Here is a 14,710-nt window from a genome sequence, read left to right as displayed (position 1 = left end):
AGTTAACTAACACGATCTGTCATCTTAGGCCCTTACTATGCTTCCATGTATAGTCGCATCGATAAATCGACAGCTTTAATATCTTTGGTGAGTGTACCCATTGATACATAGTCAACGCCAGCTTGTATAATGTCTATCAGCGTATCGTCATTTATACCACCAGAGGCTTCGATTTTAGCCTTACCGCGGCTTAATTCTACCGCTTTCTTAGTATCTTCTAATGAAAAATTATCCAACATAATTATATCTACACCGGATTGAAGAGCTTGCTCTAGTTCCTCGAGTGATTCTGTTTCAACTTCGATGAGCTTATTTGGCACCAGAGTTCGTGCGACCTGAACAGCCTTATCGATACCACCGCAAGCTGCGATATGATTCTCTTTTATCAAAAATGCATCATACAAACCCATTCTATGGTTCTGCCCACCACCACAAGTGACAGCATATTTTTGAGCCAGTCTTAGCCCAGGTATTGTTTTTCGAGTGTCGATGAGCTCTACAGGGTTTCTACCGATTTTACTAACAAAGTATCGAGTTCGCGTTGCAACAGCCGACATTAACTGAAGAAAATTAAGCGCTGTTCTTTCACCTGTGAGGAGTGAGCGGGCGGGTCCAGTAACCTCAACAATCAGATCATCAGCTTTGAGGTTATCACCATCGTTAAAATGCCAGAGCAGTTTGACCGAAGGATCAACTTGGCGGAAGGTCTCGCTCACCCAAGCTGTTCCGCATAGCACGGCATCCTGCCGTGTAATAATTTTTGCAATAGCCGTTTGAGACTCTGGGATCAATAACGCGTTGATGTCTCCACTCGCGATATCTTCAGTAAGAGCTGCACTCACATTTGCAGTAATCGCAATCTGTAACGTTGTATTATCTAATTTGTACATTATAACTCCCTATCTCTCTGATTTTGCCAATGTGCATATTTATTAGCGGGTCCGAAGGAGCGCGCTAGTAGAATTTTGATGGCGTTACTTGCTGTTAAAATTACTATTTTTGAGTATCGATTCTACCACATGAAGTGGATTTTATTGATAATTATTAGGTATGTAATATTTTTAACGATGAGGTCTCAATCAGCAAACTGCTGAAAGTTATCGATTGAGGTATCCGGTATAGTTTGAAGTCGATCATCCAATACTGAAGGTCCATTTGTCGCGCATTTGAGATGTTTAACGGCAGTTGATAGTTGTATGCAGTGGAGTTGCCCCCTCAATTGTTACTATCGTTTCATCTATACCATGCTCTAGAAGTAGTTTAGCTGACAGCAAACAAGTAAGTAATCAACTATCTTCTAGACTACAGAGGCTAAACCTCTGTAGTCTTTTTACGAGGGCTTCCTAAACAACCTCAACTTCTCACGAAGATCACTCACCCACTTTTCCTTGTATTCCTGATCTGTACGAATCTTACCTTTCTCTTTTAGAGGCGGGTGCCTGCAAGGATTGAAGAAATAACAGCGCTCATTGATGAAGTCATGACTCCATTGAGCACCTTTGTCAGAAAAACTTTGGAGAATTTCTTCAAAGTTAGCTTTCGCATCTTCTTTTAATCCTAGAATAAGCGTACTGGCTCCTTTAGGGGTTCTCAAATTACTGGTATCTGCTTCAACTAGCACTAGCTGACTGCCTGTTAGCTCTAAGATTGCTACGAAATACTTAAGGCGACCTTCATATTGTGTTTTGTAAACAACTTTACTTTGGTTTGCGGGGGCAGGAAATCTATAGCACTTCGCTTTCTGAAATAACTTAATACCATCAGATTTTCCTACCTCTTCAATGACCTCACCAAAAAGCCTGAATTTTTGAGGTAGGTAGACTGTGTCAGTAATCTCTTCGTCCTGATTTATGGTCGGACTAAATTCTTGAGCATTACCATCTTTCTCAATTAACCCAACACCTGCTTTTTCTTTCTCAATGTCTGGGGCCTCAGCAGGCGGCGAATGCTTTGATCCACTAGCTTTTTTACCTTTGGATGATTTTACGCTTCGAATTGCAGAGCAACCAAAGGAAAAACCTTTTGAGCGCTCTATGTGAAGCCGCTTTCCGAGTCTTGGTATTTCCCCAAGCTCTAACTCGGGATCAGTGTCATCTGCTGGAGTTTGTCCTTTCTTCGCAGCATCTATTTTGTCCTTACTACTTTGGTCTTTATCTTTCGGGTGGCTAACTAAAACATCAGCCGCTCCCTCGTTAAAAACAGCTTCGAGGATATTTTCTACACGCACTACCTCAGCAATATCCTCAGAATCAGCTCGCACAGACACTTCGAGTAACCAGCCTTCTAGGTTAGGCGGGACAAACTTAAATCCCAGCTCACCCTGACCTTTATTGAAGGATTCAAAAACAGAGTGTGCACTTTTCTTCGCCTCTACATCGAGCACCAACCAGGCTAAATGCGTTCTCGTACTTTTGGATTTTATAAACCTCAAAGGATATAGAGTACTTTCAGGAAAGCTGATTTCGATTGGCGACTGATCATGATGAACTAATGTCAAACCACCTACGCCATTCGCTGTATAAGCCGCCCGAACAAGGTGCGGGTTATGGAATAGTAGAGTCCTAGCCAGTTCAAAGCCTGAGAATTTCATCAGACCGTGATCTGTTTTGTAGAGGTATTGGTAGTGCCCAGAGGCCTTATCGACTCGTTCGAGACTAATAATATGAACGTTTTGCCGCTCGTGTTTCGTCTGCGAAACGATCTTTTTATCTTGGAATGTAGAACCAGGTGCAAGGAAGCTTGCCATTTCGATAGGTAAGGATGACGTGATGCCATCTTTCCACTCCACAGCGACAAAAATATCTTTATTTTTCAGTAAGTTTTTGGATCGAAATACACCGTGGATTTTAACTAGCTCGTTGTCCCTTGGGAGGTAGCTTAAAGCAGGAAACCATTTCGAGATCTTCTCTGATAATTCGTCGCGGAGCTTCACGAGTCCGTTTTTCACTGAGTCCAGCAGCACGTTCAATTTCATAAGCCTGAGGAATAGGTTCGTCCTTGTTGATACAATCAACAATAATAACGAGAACTCTACGCACTTGATACTCTTCAATCGTTTCAACGTACCTGGCAAAAAATAGCCTACACAGCGGAAGCTTAGCCAAGTGCTTATCTATCCCCCAACGTAGTTGCAGCTTTGAGATGAACCAGTTTTGAGTCATTCTAGGCAGCGATAAATCGTCTTCACATGCCTTACGAATGTTAATCAGTTGCCTGACTAGAGCTAGATCTCGCTGCTTCCAGTTTACGACTCTACCCACATTGTTTCTTAACGGAGCCGGAAGATTGCTTTTTAGCCAATCGTGGTCGAAGCGATAAAGCCATGAGTACACCCGAGCACCTTCCCTCGTTGCTCTAATTTCTTTGAGGAATACATAATCCTTTCTTAGATCCTTCCAAATCGCACGGTACTCTGATGCTCTGAGATCAGCCTGGGATGAGGTGTAAGCTCGCTTAACAGTTTTGACCTCAATACTTGAGACAATTCTAAAAACATCATCTAACTTCCATTCAGAAAATAGCGCTTGCAAGCACAGCAGATGGTGAAGATACGAAAAATGCTTTCGCTGCTTACGGAAAAAAGTTTGAAGCCAGGTTACGCCTTCGCAAAGACCTAGCCCACATTCTCTTAGAAAGCTCAAACTCCAGTACTGAGTGAATAAACTTTCAACTTGACGATGTTTAACCCCTTTAGAGCTTTTCAACCCAACTTCACGAAGACGTGCATCATAAAATGCACTCCATTGATCAGGTGATACATATGAAAAAGATTGGTGAAGTAACTGCTCAATGTTACGAGCAAGCTCCAATAATGATGGCTTCTGACAAACTTCAGCGGCAAATGGTATCGGCATATTTGTTAGTGTCGAAGCCTCCATAAAAGTATGACGGCGACGTGGCTTAAGCTCAAAGAGTGAATCCATCAACATACAACGATGTTGCAAACATACGCATACTCCAGGTAACTGAAATTGCCTACGCCAATAGCTATAAGCAAATTGCTTCATATCCTCATTAAAACAAACGGGACAGAATCGAAAGTATGTAGGAAACACTAACGATGAAGCATTGATACCAACCTTCAACATGGAGTGACTTTTTGCATCATGCGATAGCTCTGAACATATAGAAGAATATCGGTCAGGCTCAACGAAAACCTTAAAGATAGGAAGTATCGAATGTTTCTCTATCATCTCATTAGAAGCGATTGGCCATAAATGCTGAACATTATTGGCCAACTGAGATAAATGGCCTTGAAGCAAAGCCGAAGGCACTATATTTCGGCTTCCGAAAAGCAGCTCAAGTGCTACTTTATCCTCGCGTATGCCTTGCCTAGAGATAAAACGAGCCAATACACTGCCTAGTAGCTCGTCATCATGTGGTACTGGAAATTGGTAGATCATCTATCACCCTATGGTGAAAGATGAATACAACTAAGCGCTATCGTAGTTTTTGGTCGCCATTAATTCTGCGATCAATGTTCTTTTACTTTCTTCATCAAGCTTGGAAATCAAGCAGGCCAACTCTGCACTTAATTCATCTTCACAAAAGAAATAATTCAATGGCACATTGAGCTCCGCTGCAATTTTACGCAACGTCTCTACATCCGGTACGTGTCTGCCCTTTTCATAGTGGTTCATACGACCACTTGCAGAACTTTCGTCCATACCGATTCTTATTCCCAGCTCTTTCTGGGAAACACCAACAAGCTTGCGGGCTTGCTTGAGCCGCAAGGGGATAGGATTAACAGCCAAAGTATTTTCATCTTAAGAAGTCTCACATACTTAGATTGTCTAAGTTTTACTTATTTCTGTATACTTAGCAATCCTAAGTTTTTAATTTCTAGAATCTACCAATGACAAACGAAACTATCTCCTTGAACGAAGACTTTAAGGATCTATTGCTGTGCGTTGAGGGAAATGACGTAAAAAGAAAAGAGCTAATTAATATGGCTGCTAGCAAATTTGAACTCTCGACTAAGCAAGCTGAAGGCTTTGTCGCGCGAAATATTCATAAGTTACAGCAAGTGAATTTAATCAATGCTAGCGGACAGAAAGGAAAGCGAACTTATCATCTATCACGTTCTCTACAGCAGAGAATTTCTTCCAATGAGCCATTTAAAAGCAAACTAAAACCTGAGTCTGAAGATCTTGATGGAGACAAAGAGCTAATTGACGAAGAGGTAAAAACACAAGTTTCCTTGGAGATGATCCTGAGTGAGCTAGAAGCCTATAGCGACCTACAAAAGCGATTCCCGCGATCCAGAGCAGTTGTTCAAGGGTTGCTTAAAGAAACAAAGAAAGAATCTATTCAACTGTACGGACGACTGAATGCACTCAAAAAAGTGATCCATGCAACTACTCAGAGAAGCATTCCAAAATGTTAGATTCACTTAGAATATGGCAGCAGAATTGTATTGCCCAACTGATAGAGACATATCATTACCAATCCGATGCTCTTGTATTAGCAACTCCTGGAGCAGGGAAGACAATTATGGCTAGCTACGTTGCCAAGCAGCTGATTGGTGATCGAAAGATTGATTATGTCGTTTGCTTCTCTCCTTCAAAAGTTGTCAGTCACAGTATCCGTACAACTTTTGAACACGTATTAGAGCGTCCATTTAATGGGCAACTAGGAGCATTAGGTGTGTCTCGCACCTATCACTCAATGTCTAATATTGGTGAGTTAATCAGTAACCTCAGTATGAGCCGCGTATTGGTCATTTTTGATGAAATACACCACTGTGCTGGTGACGGTGAATCACCAGCGAATTCTTGGGGGTTAAGCCTGCTATCCACTATCCAAAATTTGGCAACCTATACATTATCCTTAACTGGTACGCCATGGCGTACTGATTCCCTTCCTATACCCTTGGCTCGTTACTCTGATCCAAACGGCTATATTCAATGTGATTTCACATACGACTTACTTGAGGCAATTGAAGATAATGTATGTCGTGCGCCTTACATTACGGCAATAGATACTAACCAAGTGGTAGTACGCAAAGGCCATGAAAGTCATACCTATCAAAGTATTCAGGATCTTCTGGAAAACGGAGATGTTAGCTACAGAATGATATTGAGACAGCCAGAAGTCATCAAATATATGCTGTCGCTTAGTATTCAAAAGCTAGATGCGTTAAGAGCCACAAGCAAAAATGCTGGAGGCTTAGTTGTCGCAGCCTCTTACGCTCATGCCTTACAGATACAAGCTATTCTTTCGGGTCATTTTGGCAAAAATGCAACCATCGTTTCATATAAACAAGATGACTCGCCAGAGCTTATCAATCGCTTTCGCGAAGACTCTAGCGAGTGGATCATTAGCATTGCAATGATCAGTGAAGGGACAGATATTCCAAGACTTCAAGTTTGTTGTAACCTTACGGATGTCACAACAGAGCTGTACTTTAGACAAATACTTGGCCGTATATTACGTATGACTGTCGATCAAACAGCTATTGGATATATGTTCATTCTCGCTGAACCTGACTTAGTTGGCTATGCAGAACGCCTAAATCAAGCTGTACCAGATTCGTATCACTACGAGCGAACTGACAGACTGATTGAAGGGATAGAAAGCGCTGATAATCCATCTAGCAACAATCAAAGCAACCAAGATAACAGCCAAAGTGCTTTCTCTGACCTAGATATGGAAAATATTTTCGAAAGTAATTTTGACGAACTCATCAATCACCCAACCTTAGCAGAGCTTTCAATGAGTTCGTTTAAATCTAGGATTATAGAGTTCTATCAACTAAGTTAACGCTGTATCAGCATATAGCTTTAGATGCGATCAAAAAGTAGATCACTTAGAAGCATCTTCGATTAAGCTAAGAATTAACCAGGCGGCAACACTCTTCTACTTTTTCGAATTTTAAAGCCTTCTGGTACTGGCTTAAATTTATCTCCATTTTCAGGCCAACGTTTTGCCCGGCTTTGGAATGACCTTAGGGCTTTGATATCCAATGTAGCAGCAACAACAAAGTCATTTTCACCTCCCCTTACTCTCGCTATATCACGCAAGAAACTCTCTTTAGCAGGTGAGCGGACACGGCTATCACCATATTTCCGATTGTTCACCAATATTGTATAGGCATGTATATCTAGTGCTGCGGATTCAATTAAAGATGCGAAAGTATCTAGATCCTTATTCCAACTTAGAACCATAAGAGCATCAACCACGCCTTGAAAACTAATTCGTGATTTACTGTTTTGCAATTCTGAGCAAATCATAACGCCAAAATAGACCCCATTGTGAATATAAATTGGCTTAGTAGACTTATTAGGTGTCTCCCAAATTTTCCCGTACTTAATGGTAAGCTCCTTCTCCTCACCAACAGCTGGTTCAACCTTTGGCTGCCAAATTTTAACGAATGTAGGGTAGCCTAGTCGGTTATCAGACAGAACTAACGCAGCCTCGCTAAAAATTTTATTTGAGCCACTATGTCGGTATTCAGTTCCTGCTATTAAACTAATGCCAGCGGTATTAAGTCTGCTTGCAATACTGTTTAACCAGCGCAAAGGAATTGATAGCTCAGGAAAAAGAACATAGTCGGGCTTAGGGGTCAGTTTTAAAGTGTCATTAACTAACTTTGATATTCTCTGATAGCGCTTTCTACTCAAGTTAGGTTTATTACATGCAGTTGCAGCCCAATCAGTATCTTCGGTTCTTAAATTGGTTAGAGCAATAACTATTTTTTCTTTGATATCAGTACCAATTCTCAGAAACGTCTTACCTTGCTTTAAGCTCTTATTCTTAGCCTCTTGTTCTGCCGCTAGAAGGGTTGGTTTTATCCAAACTCCGCGTAGAACCTGAGTGTATTTTGCCCAGGTTACAGCTGGGCTAAAAGATGGAGCTTTACCTGAAGTTGATGGCAACCCAACACATTCAGGAGCTAGTGTAGAAATTTCAGCCGGAGAAAGTGGGCGGGTTGGAAAAAGATAAGGGAGATAGCTATCACTTGCCTTTTTCCCTTTAGTAACCATCTCTAATCTAGTTTTTCGGGTAGAGCTCATAAATTGCTCAAATACATCTACATCAAGAAGCTCAGCCTCATCAAGCAACTTAAGAATTTTCTTTTCTTTTATAGCATTACGGTTACCTGCTAGTTTCTCAGCAGATGGGCTATTCAAAATAGATTTATATGCTTCTTTAGCAAGGTCTGCTACTGCAACTAAAGGTGCTTTTTGCTCGAAGTCTGCTACATCAAAATGGATTCCCAATAGCTTATCGAAATCACTTAAAGTAACAACTATTTGATTTAGAAAAAGGTTAGCAAGACGCTTCTTTTTATGAGATCTTTCACCTAAGAAAAGTTTGCTTGGATCATGGTAACGAGTTGCTGCATCAATAAATAGCCAAGCTAGAGTACCTTTGATATAACCCCAAAGGTCATCTTGTACTTTAGCATCACACCCATTTATCCGAACTAACTTATCCTTATCTATTTCTGAGGCCAAAGTATCTATAGCTTGATAAGACTTCACGGCTATTTTTTCCGCTTGCTCCCACTCATTCATGCTAATTGCGAAGCCAAGAAGTCGTGGTAAATAGCTGAAATGTGCAAAGAGATTGTCTGCTCTTAAAATATGATTGTGAGCAAATTGATAGAATTCTTCTCGCTGCTCCTTCCATTGACTAGGTGGAAGATCTCTTGCTAAGGTTTCGACATGACGAAGTTGTAACGACCAACCTAAACGACGAATAGTTAATCCATCAGCCCTTCTCAATGTATCAGCGCTATCTCCAACACTACCGGCAGCAGAAAGAACTTTAGCCGCAGTAGAATGTTCCAATTGGTCTGGAGATGGCATCAAACGATGTTCACTGGATAGTTCATATATCTCCTTTTCGATGCTATCCAAAAGATCTAGCCCAGCATGTCCCTGCAATAAAAATAACTTCTGTTTGTCTGATTGAAGCGATATTTTTGTCTCACCCTGAATATCTGAACCTTGGTTTATTTCCCAAACCTTAGTGTTATCGGCATTTTGAGAAACTAAATCTTCACCCATTCGATCTTGAATCATTCTCATCAAATCTGAACTATTAGTGATAGTTCCTGTATCCCGTAAGACTAGAAACATATCATCTACATAGCGACCGTAATGAATCGGTGCTAACTTTTCCTGAACTAGTTTGTCCCATTTATGCAACAAAGCATTAGAAATTACTCGACTACATGTAAGGCCAATTACCAAGCCTCCGCTAATTCTAGCTTCGTTTCCACCGACAGATTTCCCAAACTTTTCAGCCTCTTCAGCCCAACGTCTTAAAAACTTAGTAAGCTGGCTATGAAAAAACTTCTCTTCTTCCGTAAGATCTAAATCCAGTACTTTCAAAAAAGAGGTTCCAGAAGTCGATAAAGGATCAATAAAATGGTAGTAGCTTTTTAGATCAAGGGAGACTGCAATAATGTCACGGTCTTTTTCTAGCTCCCCTCTAATTGCTTTAAGGCCATCATTTCGCCATTTTTGATAAGGCTGAAAATAGGGATTGAAAGATCCAACTGAACTAATATGAAATGGTTGCTCATCACCTGAAAACAAGTCATCGTTACGTATACGTTTTAACCTAGCTCCATAACAACTTTTTTCTAACTTGGCATCGAATTTTCGACCAATCATATTAACCCATAAAGCAGAGATGATATGGGTATTTACGGGAAAGTCCCCAATGATTCGAAATTCAGGAACTATATCGTGATTTTTAAACAAGTTGTCAACAGCTCTATCTGGCTTTGAAAAATGTACATGTCCATCATCTACTACATTTGATTTCCGAGAAGCTGATAGTTTCTTAGGAAGTAATCGAAATTCTCCGAGTAATTCACCTTCATCAAGGCCTGATTTTTTCTTTAATAGCTTAAGCAGATCTCTCAGATTAGCCAGTAGATCCTGCTCATACTCTGCAAACTTAATTGCTGTAGGAAACGTATTCTCAAAGAAGCAATCTGCTTTTGCTTTTCGATATGCTACAAGCAAGTCTGCTAAGGTCAGCTCGCCCCACCCTTTGAATTCTGCCTTGTAATTCATGGCAACATCCTTAAGTTATCTAACGCTCTATTCCAATAGATCATCTGATATAAGAGTGCGGTAGCTTTACGATGCTTCACAATCCTTGTTTACAAATAATCAGCCAAACGCAGTATAACCCCTTCAGATTTCATAGTCTTGTAAGTACCGCCTTTACTGTTGACCATTAACCGTAGGTCGTTCTCAACATATCTAGGCTCAAGCTTAACGACTTTTGGTTTCTCTTTGGTAGGAGGAGCAGGCTCTTTATCCTTCAGGTTATTGATGTGTGCAAATAGCTCAAATAAGTTGGCATCAGGAAGCTCTGATACAGCTTGCTCCGCCACAGTGGGCGCAATGTCTTCTCCAATACCTGCTTGCTCAAGCATATTGATTAGCTTAGATAACTGACTTTGCTCTGGGGAAATATCCCCATTGACTCGAAGAGTAGCACCTTCATCTATTGGAGCGGAAACTTCTGCATGCTGAACCAAGCTAACTCTAGGTATTTCAAGATCATCATACTTCTGTATTTCTGAATCACGCCCACTTTGAAGTGCTCTGATCATAGGCTTGACCATATGTAGCTCTTCATTGAAAACCGTTTCAACTAATTCTCTTGAGATAATTTCTCTTCCAACAGTCACTGCCCGTGTTTGACAAAGATAGAAAAGCGTTACAGCTACATGGGCAATTCCTTGGGAGTAGTCCCAGAATAGATGCTTGATCTCATCAGTCAGCGGCTGAGGTGACTTAAACCATTGTAACGACCATAACTGAGAGAAGAAGCGATCCCAATCAGAACCTTTTCCGGTTCTATCTGCTGTATTAAATCGATTCCAATTAATACTTCCAAACTGTGAAGCTCGTCTTGCTGAACGCATGCTTGGGGAAAAGAGCTCGTAAGCTTTAGGAGTACCAATGAAAAGTATGGGCAACTTGATTGTATTGGTAAGCTGTACAAAGAAACGAAGAATTCGATCAGATACATTGCTAGATCGTGAACGCTCTAAGTGCTGAATCTCATCAATGACCAGTAAACCTATCGAGTGTAATGCAGCAATTCTCGCAAAGTCCCCGAGTAACATCTCAACGTTTGCGCGGGGTTTCACATATTGTTTTTCATAAAGTCCGTTATTATCTAAAGCCTCATCAAGAGCGCGGAAGAAGTTGATACACAAACTTTTCACAGAGGCATCATGAGGGCACTCAACTTTAAGCCAGACAATCTGAACATGCTGATACATAGAGTGCATAATCACCTGAGGATAACCAGCTAGCACGGCTTCTACTGCGGTCGATTTACCCGCACCAGAGCAACCGATAACAGAACTTACTAAGGCTTCATTGCCAGCATTACGGCTCACATCCGCCGTAAGATTTTCTGTTCGATTAAGCGTTTCTTGATAGCTCTTGTTTGCGATGTTTCGACTCAAATACCCTTGACGAATCATGGAAGAAATAGTCTGTTCAAGTTGTAAATGAGCTCTAGTGGGGTATAGAAAACCATCCATAATTCGCAACATAGCATGTCTGCGTATATGAGCAGGTAACGCCACTTCTTCAGCGCTAACAACAGGAATTCGTCTTATCAAGACTGCTGTGTCTTTTTGTGAATTAATAGGTGGCAATGCATTGATTAATGGGTGACCTTCGTATTCATCAATCTCTGCGTCGATGTATTTCGCTGTTTCAAATACGGCCATGTGATTATCTCTTAAAAATCATCCAAGTCTGGGTAGTCGAATCCCTGATCAATTTCTTTGCCAGAGTTGATGGAAGTGACTGTTGCTGTTTCCTTGCTCTTAGGTGGTTTCGCAGACTCTCTGTTTTTTTGACGCTCTATTTCTCTTTCCTGATCTCGGTTATTACGAATACCACTTAGCCGTTTTGAGTTATTAGACAACTCCGAAGATTGCTGCCTCTTGTATGCAAGTTGAGTAATCATCTCAAGCTCCTTTTGAAGATCTGGGGCTTTATAATCCGATTCTTGCTGAGCTTCAGCGTAGGTAGACCTTGATTCTGTTCGAATCGACATTGCTTCTACTAGGCTCATATCTTGATATCGACGACTTCGATTCTGTAATGAACATTGCCATACGCTATCGAACTTATTATCAGGTCTGACATATAGAACATTCGTATTTAACGGATCGTAAGCCACCTCTATGCTTTTTGGACGAGGTATTGATCTATTCTTGTGGAACCAGCCTAGCTCAACTGCTTCTACACAGGTGTAATACATCCCTTTAAAACATATCCCTGAGGGCGATATCGTCGCCTTACTGTGGGGCAGCATATTCACATAGGTTAACTTTGGATCAACCTCTCTCAAAACTCCCGTCCTATTTTTCACTCCCCATTGCCAGAGTCTTACAGGTATCGCAGGCAAATCTGTAGGCATGTCAGATTCAAAGTCATAGCCTTCTAAGGGGATAGATGTATTACGATTGATTTCAGAGATGATCACCATTTTTGTAAAATCATAGAGTGTTAGGTTTGCTGATAACTCTGTCCGCTTTCCTGCTTTTTTCTTTCCATTTACAGGCTCTACCTTTCCTTCCACATAAGGAAGGATTTCCACGTGCATCATATGGAATGACTTTTCAACGATGCCTTTATCATCGCCTCGATATGCTCTGGTATTGGATAACGTGATACCAAATCGATTTACTAAGATATCTCCGTGTTTCCCAAGCAATTCCCCACGGTCGGCTGTAATCGTTGCAGGCGTTCCAATGCTTGGCCAATCACTTTCAATAATCTCTATGCCGAACTTGCGACAGTACTCAACTTTGTCACAGAACGCATGCGCAAGAGCGATTGATGCGGTTGCCCAAGAAGGGTTTTCTAGTCCTACATATAAGCCAACAGTCATGCGACTAAATACATCTTTGACTTTATATACGATTGGGCGACCTACAATCCTATCTGGGTCATACTCAGACACAAGGTGCAAGTCAGCAATGGTCGCATCAATTTCATAACGAGCTCCAGGTCCGAAGTTATTTGTAGCAGATGTACTATGGCTTGGTAGAACGTCTTTTGCGTATTGAATAGATGGAGTGCGAGCTTTAACAACAAGAGGCTTAGCGTAGTGCTTATTGTAAAAGTATCGAAACTGCCTCTCAGTCGGAAGATCTTCTTTTTTGATTTTGGGATACTTTGATTTAAGGAAGCCATTAGCCTTCGTTCTAGCCGCTTTGAGGTCGACGTCCCCCTTCACCAGATAAAAGCCTTCGATTGCTAACCTGAAAAAATTCGCTACTTCCTCTGTTATTGGAACACCTTCCCCAGGAGATGTAGTACGTTTACTACCAAGCTTTTGCGTCCCTACACGATCTTGTCCAGGAGCCCCACACTTTGAATAATCTGGAGCCAGGGCATCAGGAGTCATCCCTCTCTGCCAGTATCTACGCAGCTGTCGTATAACGTATAGCCTAGGCTCACCCGTTACTTCCAAAACGGTTTTGATCATTTGATTCCTAAGCTTTTTATCGAATAATGCAAAGTAGTCCGATAACAATAAAGATACCGAACGATAAGCCCGATCTCTGATGTCTTCAGCTTTAGAGCCAGCCTCCGGTGTTATTAAAGTAATCGGATCAGGTATCGCTTCTAATGATAAGCTTTCGAACTCATCAAGTCCTACTCGGTAAGGCCACGCCTTCTCATCATGAATATCGATAAGCATTAGGAAATCGACATATTCATAGACTACTCGAATCTGGGTTGGGTTATCCGAATGAGGATCGAGAAATACTTTGTTAAGATACATCAGATAATCCGCCGTTGATTGAATCTAGGCCAACAATTATAGAGACATCTGTTGCACGCCAATTTCTAAATACAATGTCTAAAGGAACATCTATCAAATTTGCAGCGGCAGCATTACGAATCACGCCAATATGAAAGCCTGCGCTACATTCGTACTGATCATCCAAAGCAGCACAAACTGTAGCGAGCTTCTTATCTGATCCTGATAACCGGCTTACTACTGTCGAAATATCCTCGAAGGACAGCTCTTCATATAGATCATGTGAATTCAGGCTAGCAGCATGAAGCCATTCAAGATTCTCTTTCACAATCGCTGGAATTTCTTGGTCTGTGAACAGCTTCCATTCATAATCACGTTCCTCCCAATACAGCTTTTCGATTTGAAGCTTCTCAACAGTGCGCAAGTTGTCTAAGTCACTAGCGTACTTAACCGCTATAGCGATAGAAGGTTTGTTTTTCAGTTCAACCACAAGATCTGTGGTAACGACTTTCAATTTGTTGCGTATTTGAGGGTGCTTAATTCCTAAACGAGAACAAATTCTCAAGGAATCTGCTATTGGTAAAGGAAATTGCTCTTTGATGTCGTAGGTAAGATGGAAGCGATCAAATACAAGGAAGGCAGAGAATTCAAGGCGAGATAGAAGATGATGGGCTCTAGAAGTGTTTCGACCTCGGATGCGATAGCTCTCCCCCGTACTACTTATTTCATGCACTTTTATAAAGGGTTCATAGCTTTCACCTGAGCCAACACCTCTGGTTTTTAATTTCTTTTCATCTTTAGGATCAAGCGGTTTATCTGCATCTAACATATCTAGCCTCCTGCTTACTTTCTGAGCATAGCAGGAGGCTAAAAAACATCAAACATTATTGTAAAACATCAAACTATAATGTCTTTTATCAAACTATAATGTCACCGCACA

10 protein-coding genes are annotated in these 14,710 nt (G+C 41.2%); 2 read left to right on the top strand and 8 right to left on the bottom strand.

Annotated features, from left to right (window positions below):
• Positions 1-35 precede the first annotated feature (35 nt).
• The 4 genes from nadC to DN730_RS18840 all read right to left on the bottom strand — a co-directional run bounded on the left by nadC (position 36) and on the right by DN730_RS18840 (position 4,754).
• Complete coding sequence (nadC, locus tag DN730_RS18855) at positions 36-890, bottom strand: carboxylating nicotinate-nucleotide diphosphorylase (protein ID WP_115469672.1); 855 nt, start codon at positions 888-890, stop codon at positions 36-38.
• 440 nt (positions 891-1,330) lie between these two features.
• Positions 1,331-2,947: a Tn7-like element transposition protein TnsE gene (locus tag DN730_RS18850; protein ID WP_147290598.1), complete on the bottom strand. Its 1,617-nt coding sequence runs from the start codon at positions 2,945-2,947 to the stop codon at positions 1,331-1,333.
• Positions 2,847-4,403 carry a TnsD family Tn7-like transposition protein gene (locus DN730_RS18845; RefSeq protein WP_115469670.1) on the bottom strand — a complete coding sequence of 519 codons (1,557 nt, stop codon included), beginning with the start codon at positions 4,401-4,403 and terminating at the stop codon, positions 2,847-2,849. Before DN730_RS18845 ends, DN730_RS18850 begins: the two co-directional genes overlap by 101 nt.
• A 30-nt stretch (positions 4,404-4,433) precedes the next feature.
• Positions 4,434-4,754: a helix-turn-helix domain-containing protein gene (locus tag DN730_RS18840; RefSeq protein WP_115469669.1), complete on the bottom strand. Its 321-nt coding sequence runs from the start codon at positions 4,752-4,754 to the stop codon at positions 4,434-4,436.
• 101 nt (positions 4,755-4,855) lie between these two features.
• Here DN730_RS18840 and DN730_RS18835 point away from each other — a divergent pair, with 101 nt between their 5' ends.
• Together DN730_RS18835 and DN730_RS18830 are read left to right on the top strand one after the other, a co-directional pair.
• The gene (locus DN730_RS18835; RefSeq protein WP_115469668.1) at positions 4,856-5,386 is read left to right on the top strand and encodes a hypothetical protein; all 531 of its coding nucleotides are present in this window, start codon (positions 4,856-4,858) and stop codon (positions 5,384-5,386) included.
• On the top strand, positions 5,380-6,762 hold the full coding sequence (locus DN730_RS18830) for a DEAD/DEAH box helicase (protein WP_115469667.1): 1,383 nt from the start codon (positions 5,380-5,382) through the stop codon (positions 6,760-6,762). The genes DN730_RS18835 and DN730_RS18830 overlap by 7 nt, the downstream gene beginning before the upstream one ends.
• 74 nt (positions 6,763-6,836) lie before the next feature.
• Here the strand turns inward: DN730_RS18830 and DN730_RS18825 are convergent, their stop codons facing one another.
• The 4 genes from DN730_RS18825 to DN730_RS18810 all read right to left on the bottom strand — a co-directional run bounded on the left by DN730_RS18825 (position 6,837) and on the right by DN730_RS18810 (position 14,599).
• Positions 6,837-10,034: a hypothetical protein gene (locus DN730_RS18825; RefSeq protein ID WP_115469666.1), complete on the bottom strand. Its 3,198-nt coding sequence runs from the start codon at positions 10,032-10,034 to the stop codon at positions 6,837-6,839.
• Positions 10,035-10,123: 89 nt separating this feature from the next.
• Positions 10,124-11,719 carry an ATP-binding protein gene (locus DN730_RS18820; protein ID WP_115469665.1) on the bottom strand — a complete coding sequence of 532 codons (1,596 nt, stop codon included), beginning with the start codon at positions 11,717-11,719 and terminating at the stop codon, positions 10,124-10,126.
• An 11-nt stretch (positions 11,720-11,730) separates the two neighbouring features.
• Positions 11,731-13,791: a Mu transposase C-terminal domain-containing protein gene (locus DN730_RS18815; protein WP_115469664.1), complete on the bottom strand. Its 2,061-nt coding sequence runs from the start codon at positions 13,789-13,791 to the stop codon at positions 11,731-11,733.
• The gene (locus DN730_RS18810) at positions 13,781-14,599 is read right to left on the bottom strand and encodes a TnsA endonuclease N-terminal domain-containing protein (RefSeq protein WP_115469663.1); all 819 of its coding nucleotides are present in this window, start codon (positions 14,597-14,599) and stop codon (positions 13,781-13,783) included. Before DN730_RS18810 ends, DN730_RS18815 begins: the two co-directional genes overlap by 11 nt.
• Positions 14,600-14,710: the final 111 nt, after the last annotated feature.

Origin of the sequence: Marinomonas piezotolerans (assembly GCF_003362755.1) — a bacterium.
Taxonomy (GTDB): Bacteria; Pseudomonadota; Gammaproteobacteria; order Pseudomonadales; family Marinomonadaceae; genus Marinomonas; species Marinomonas piezotolerans.
This window is presented reverse-complemented; position numbering and strand designations above follow the sequence as displayed.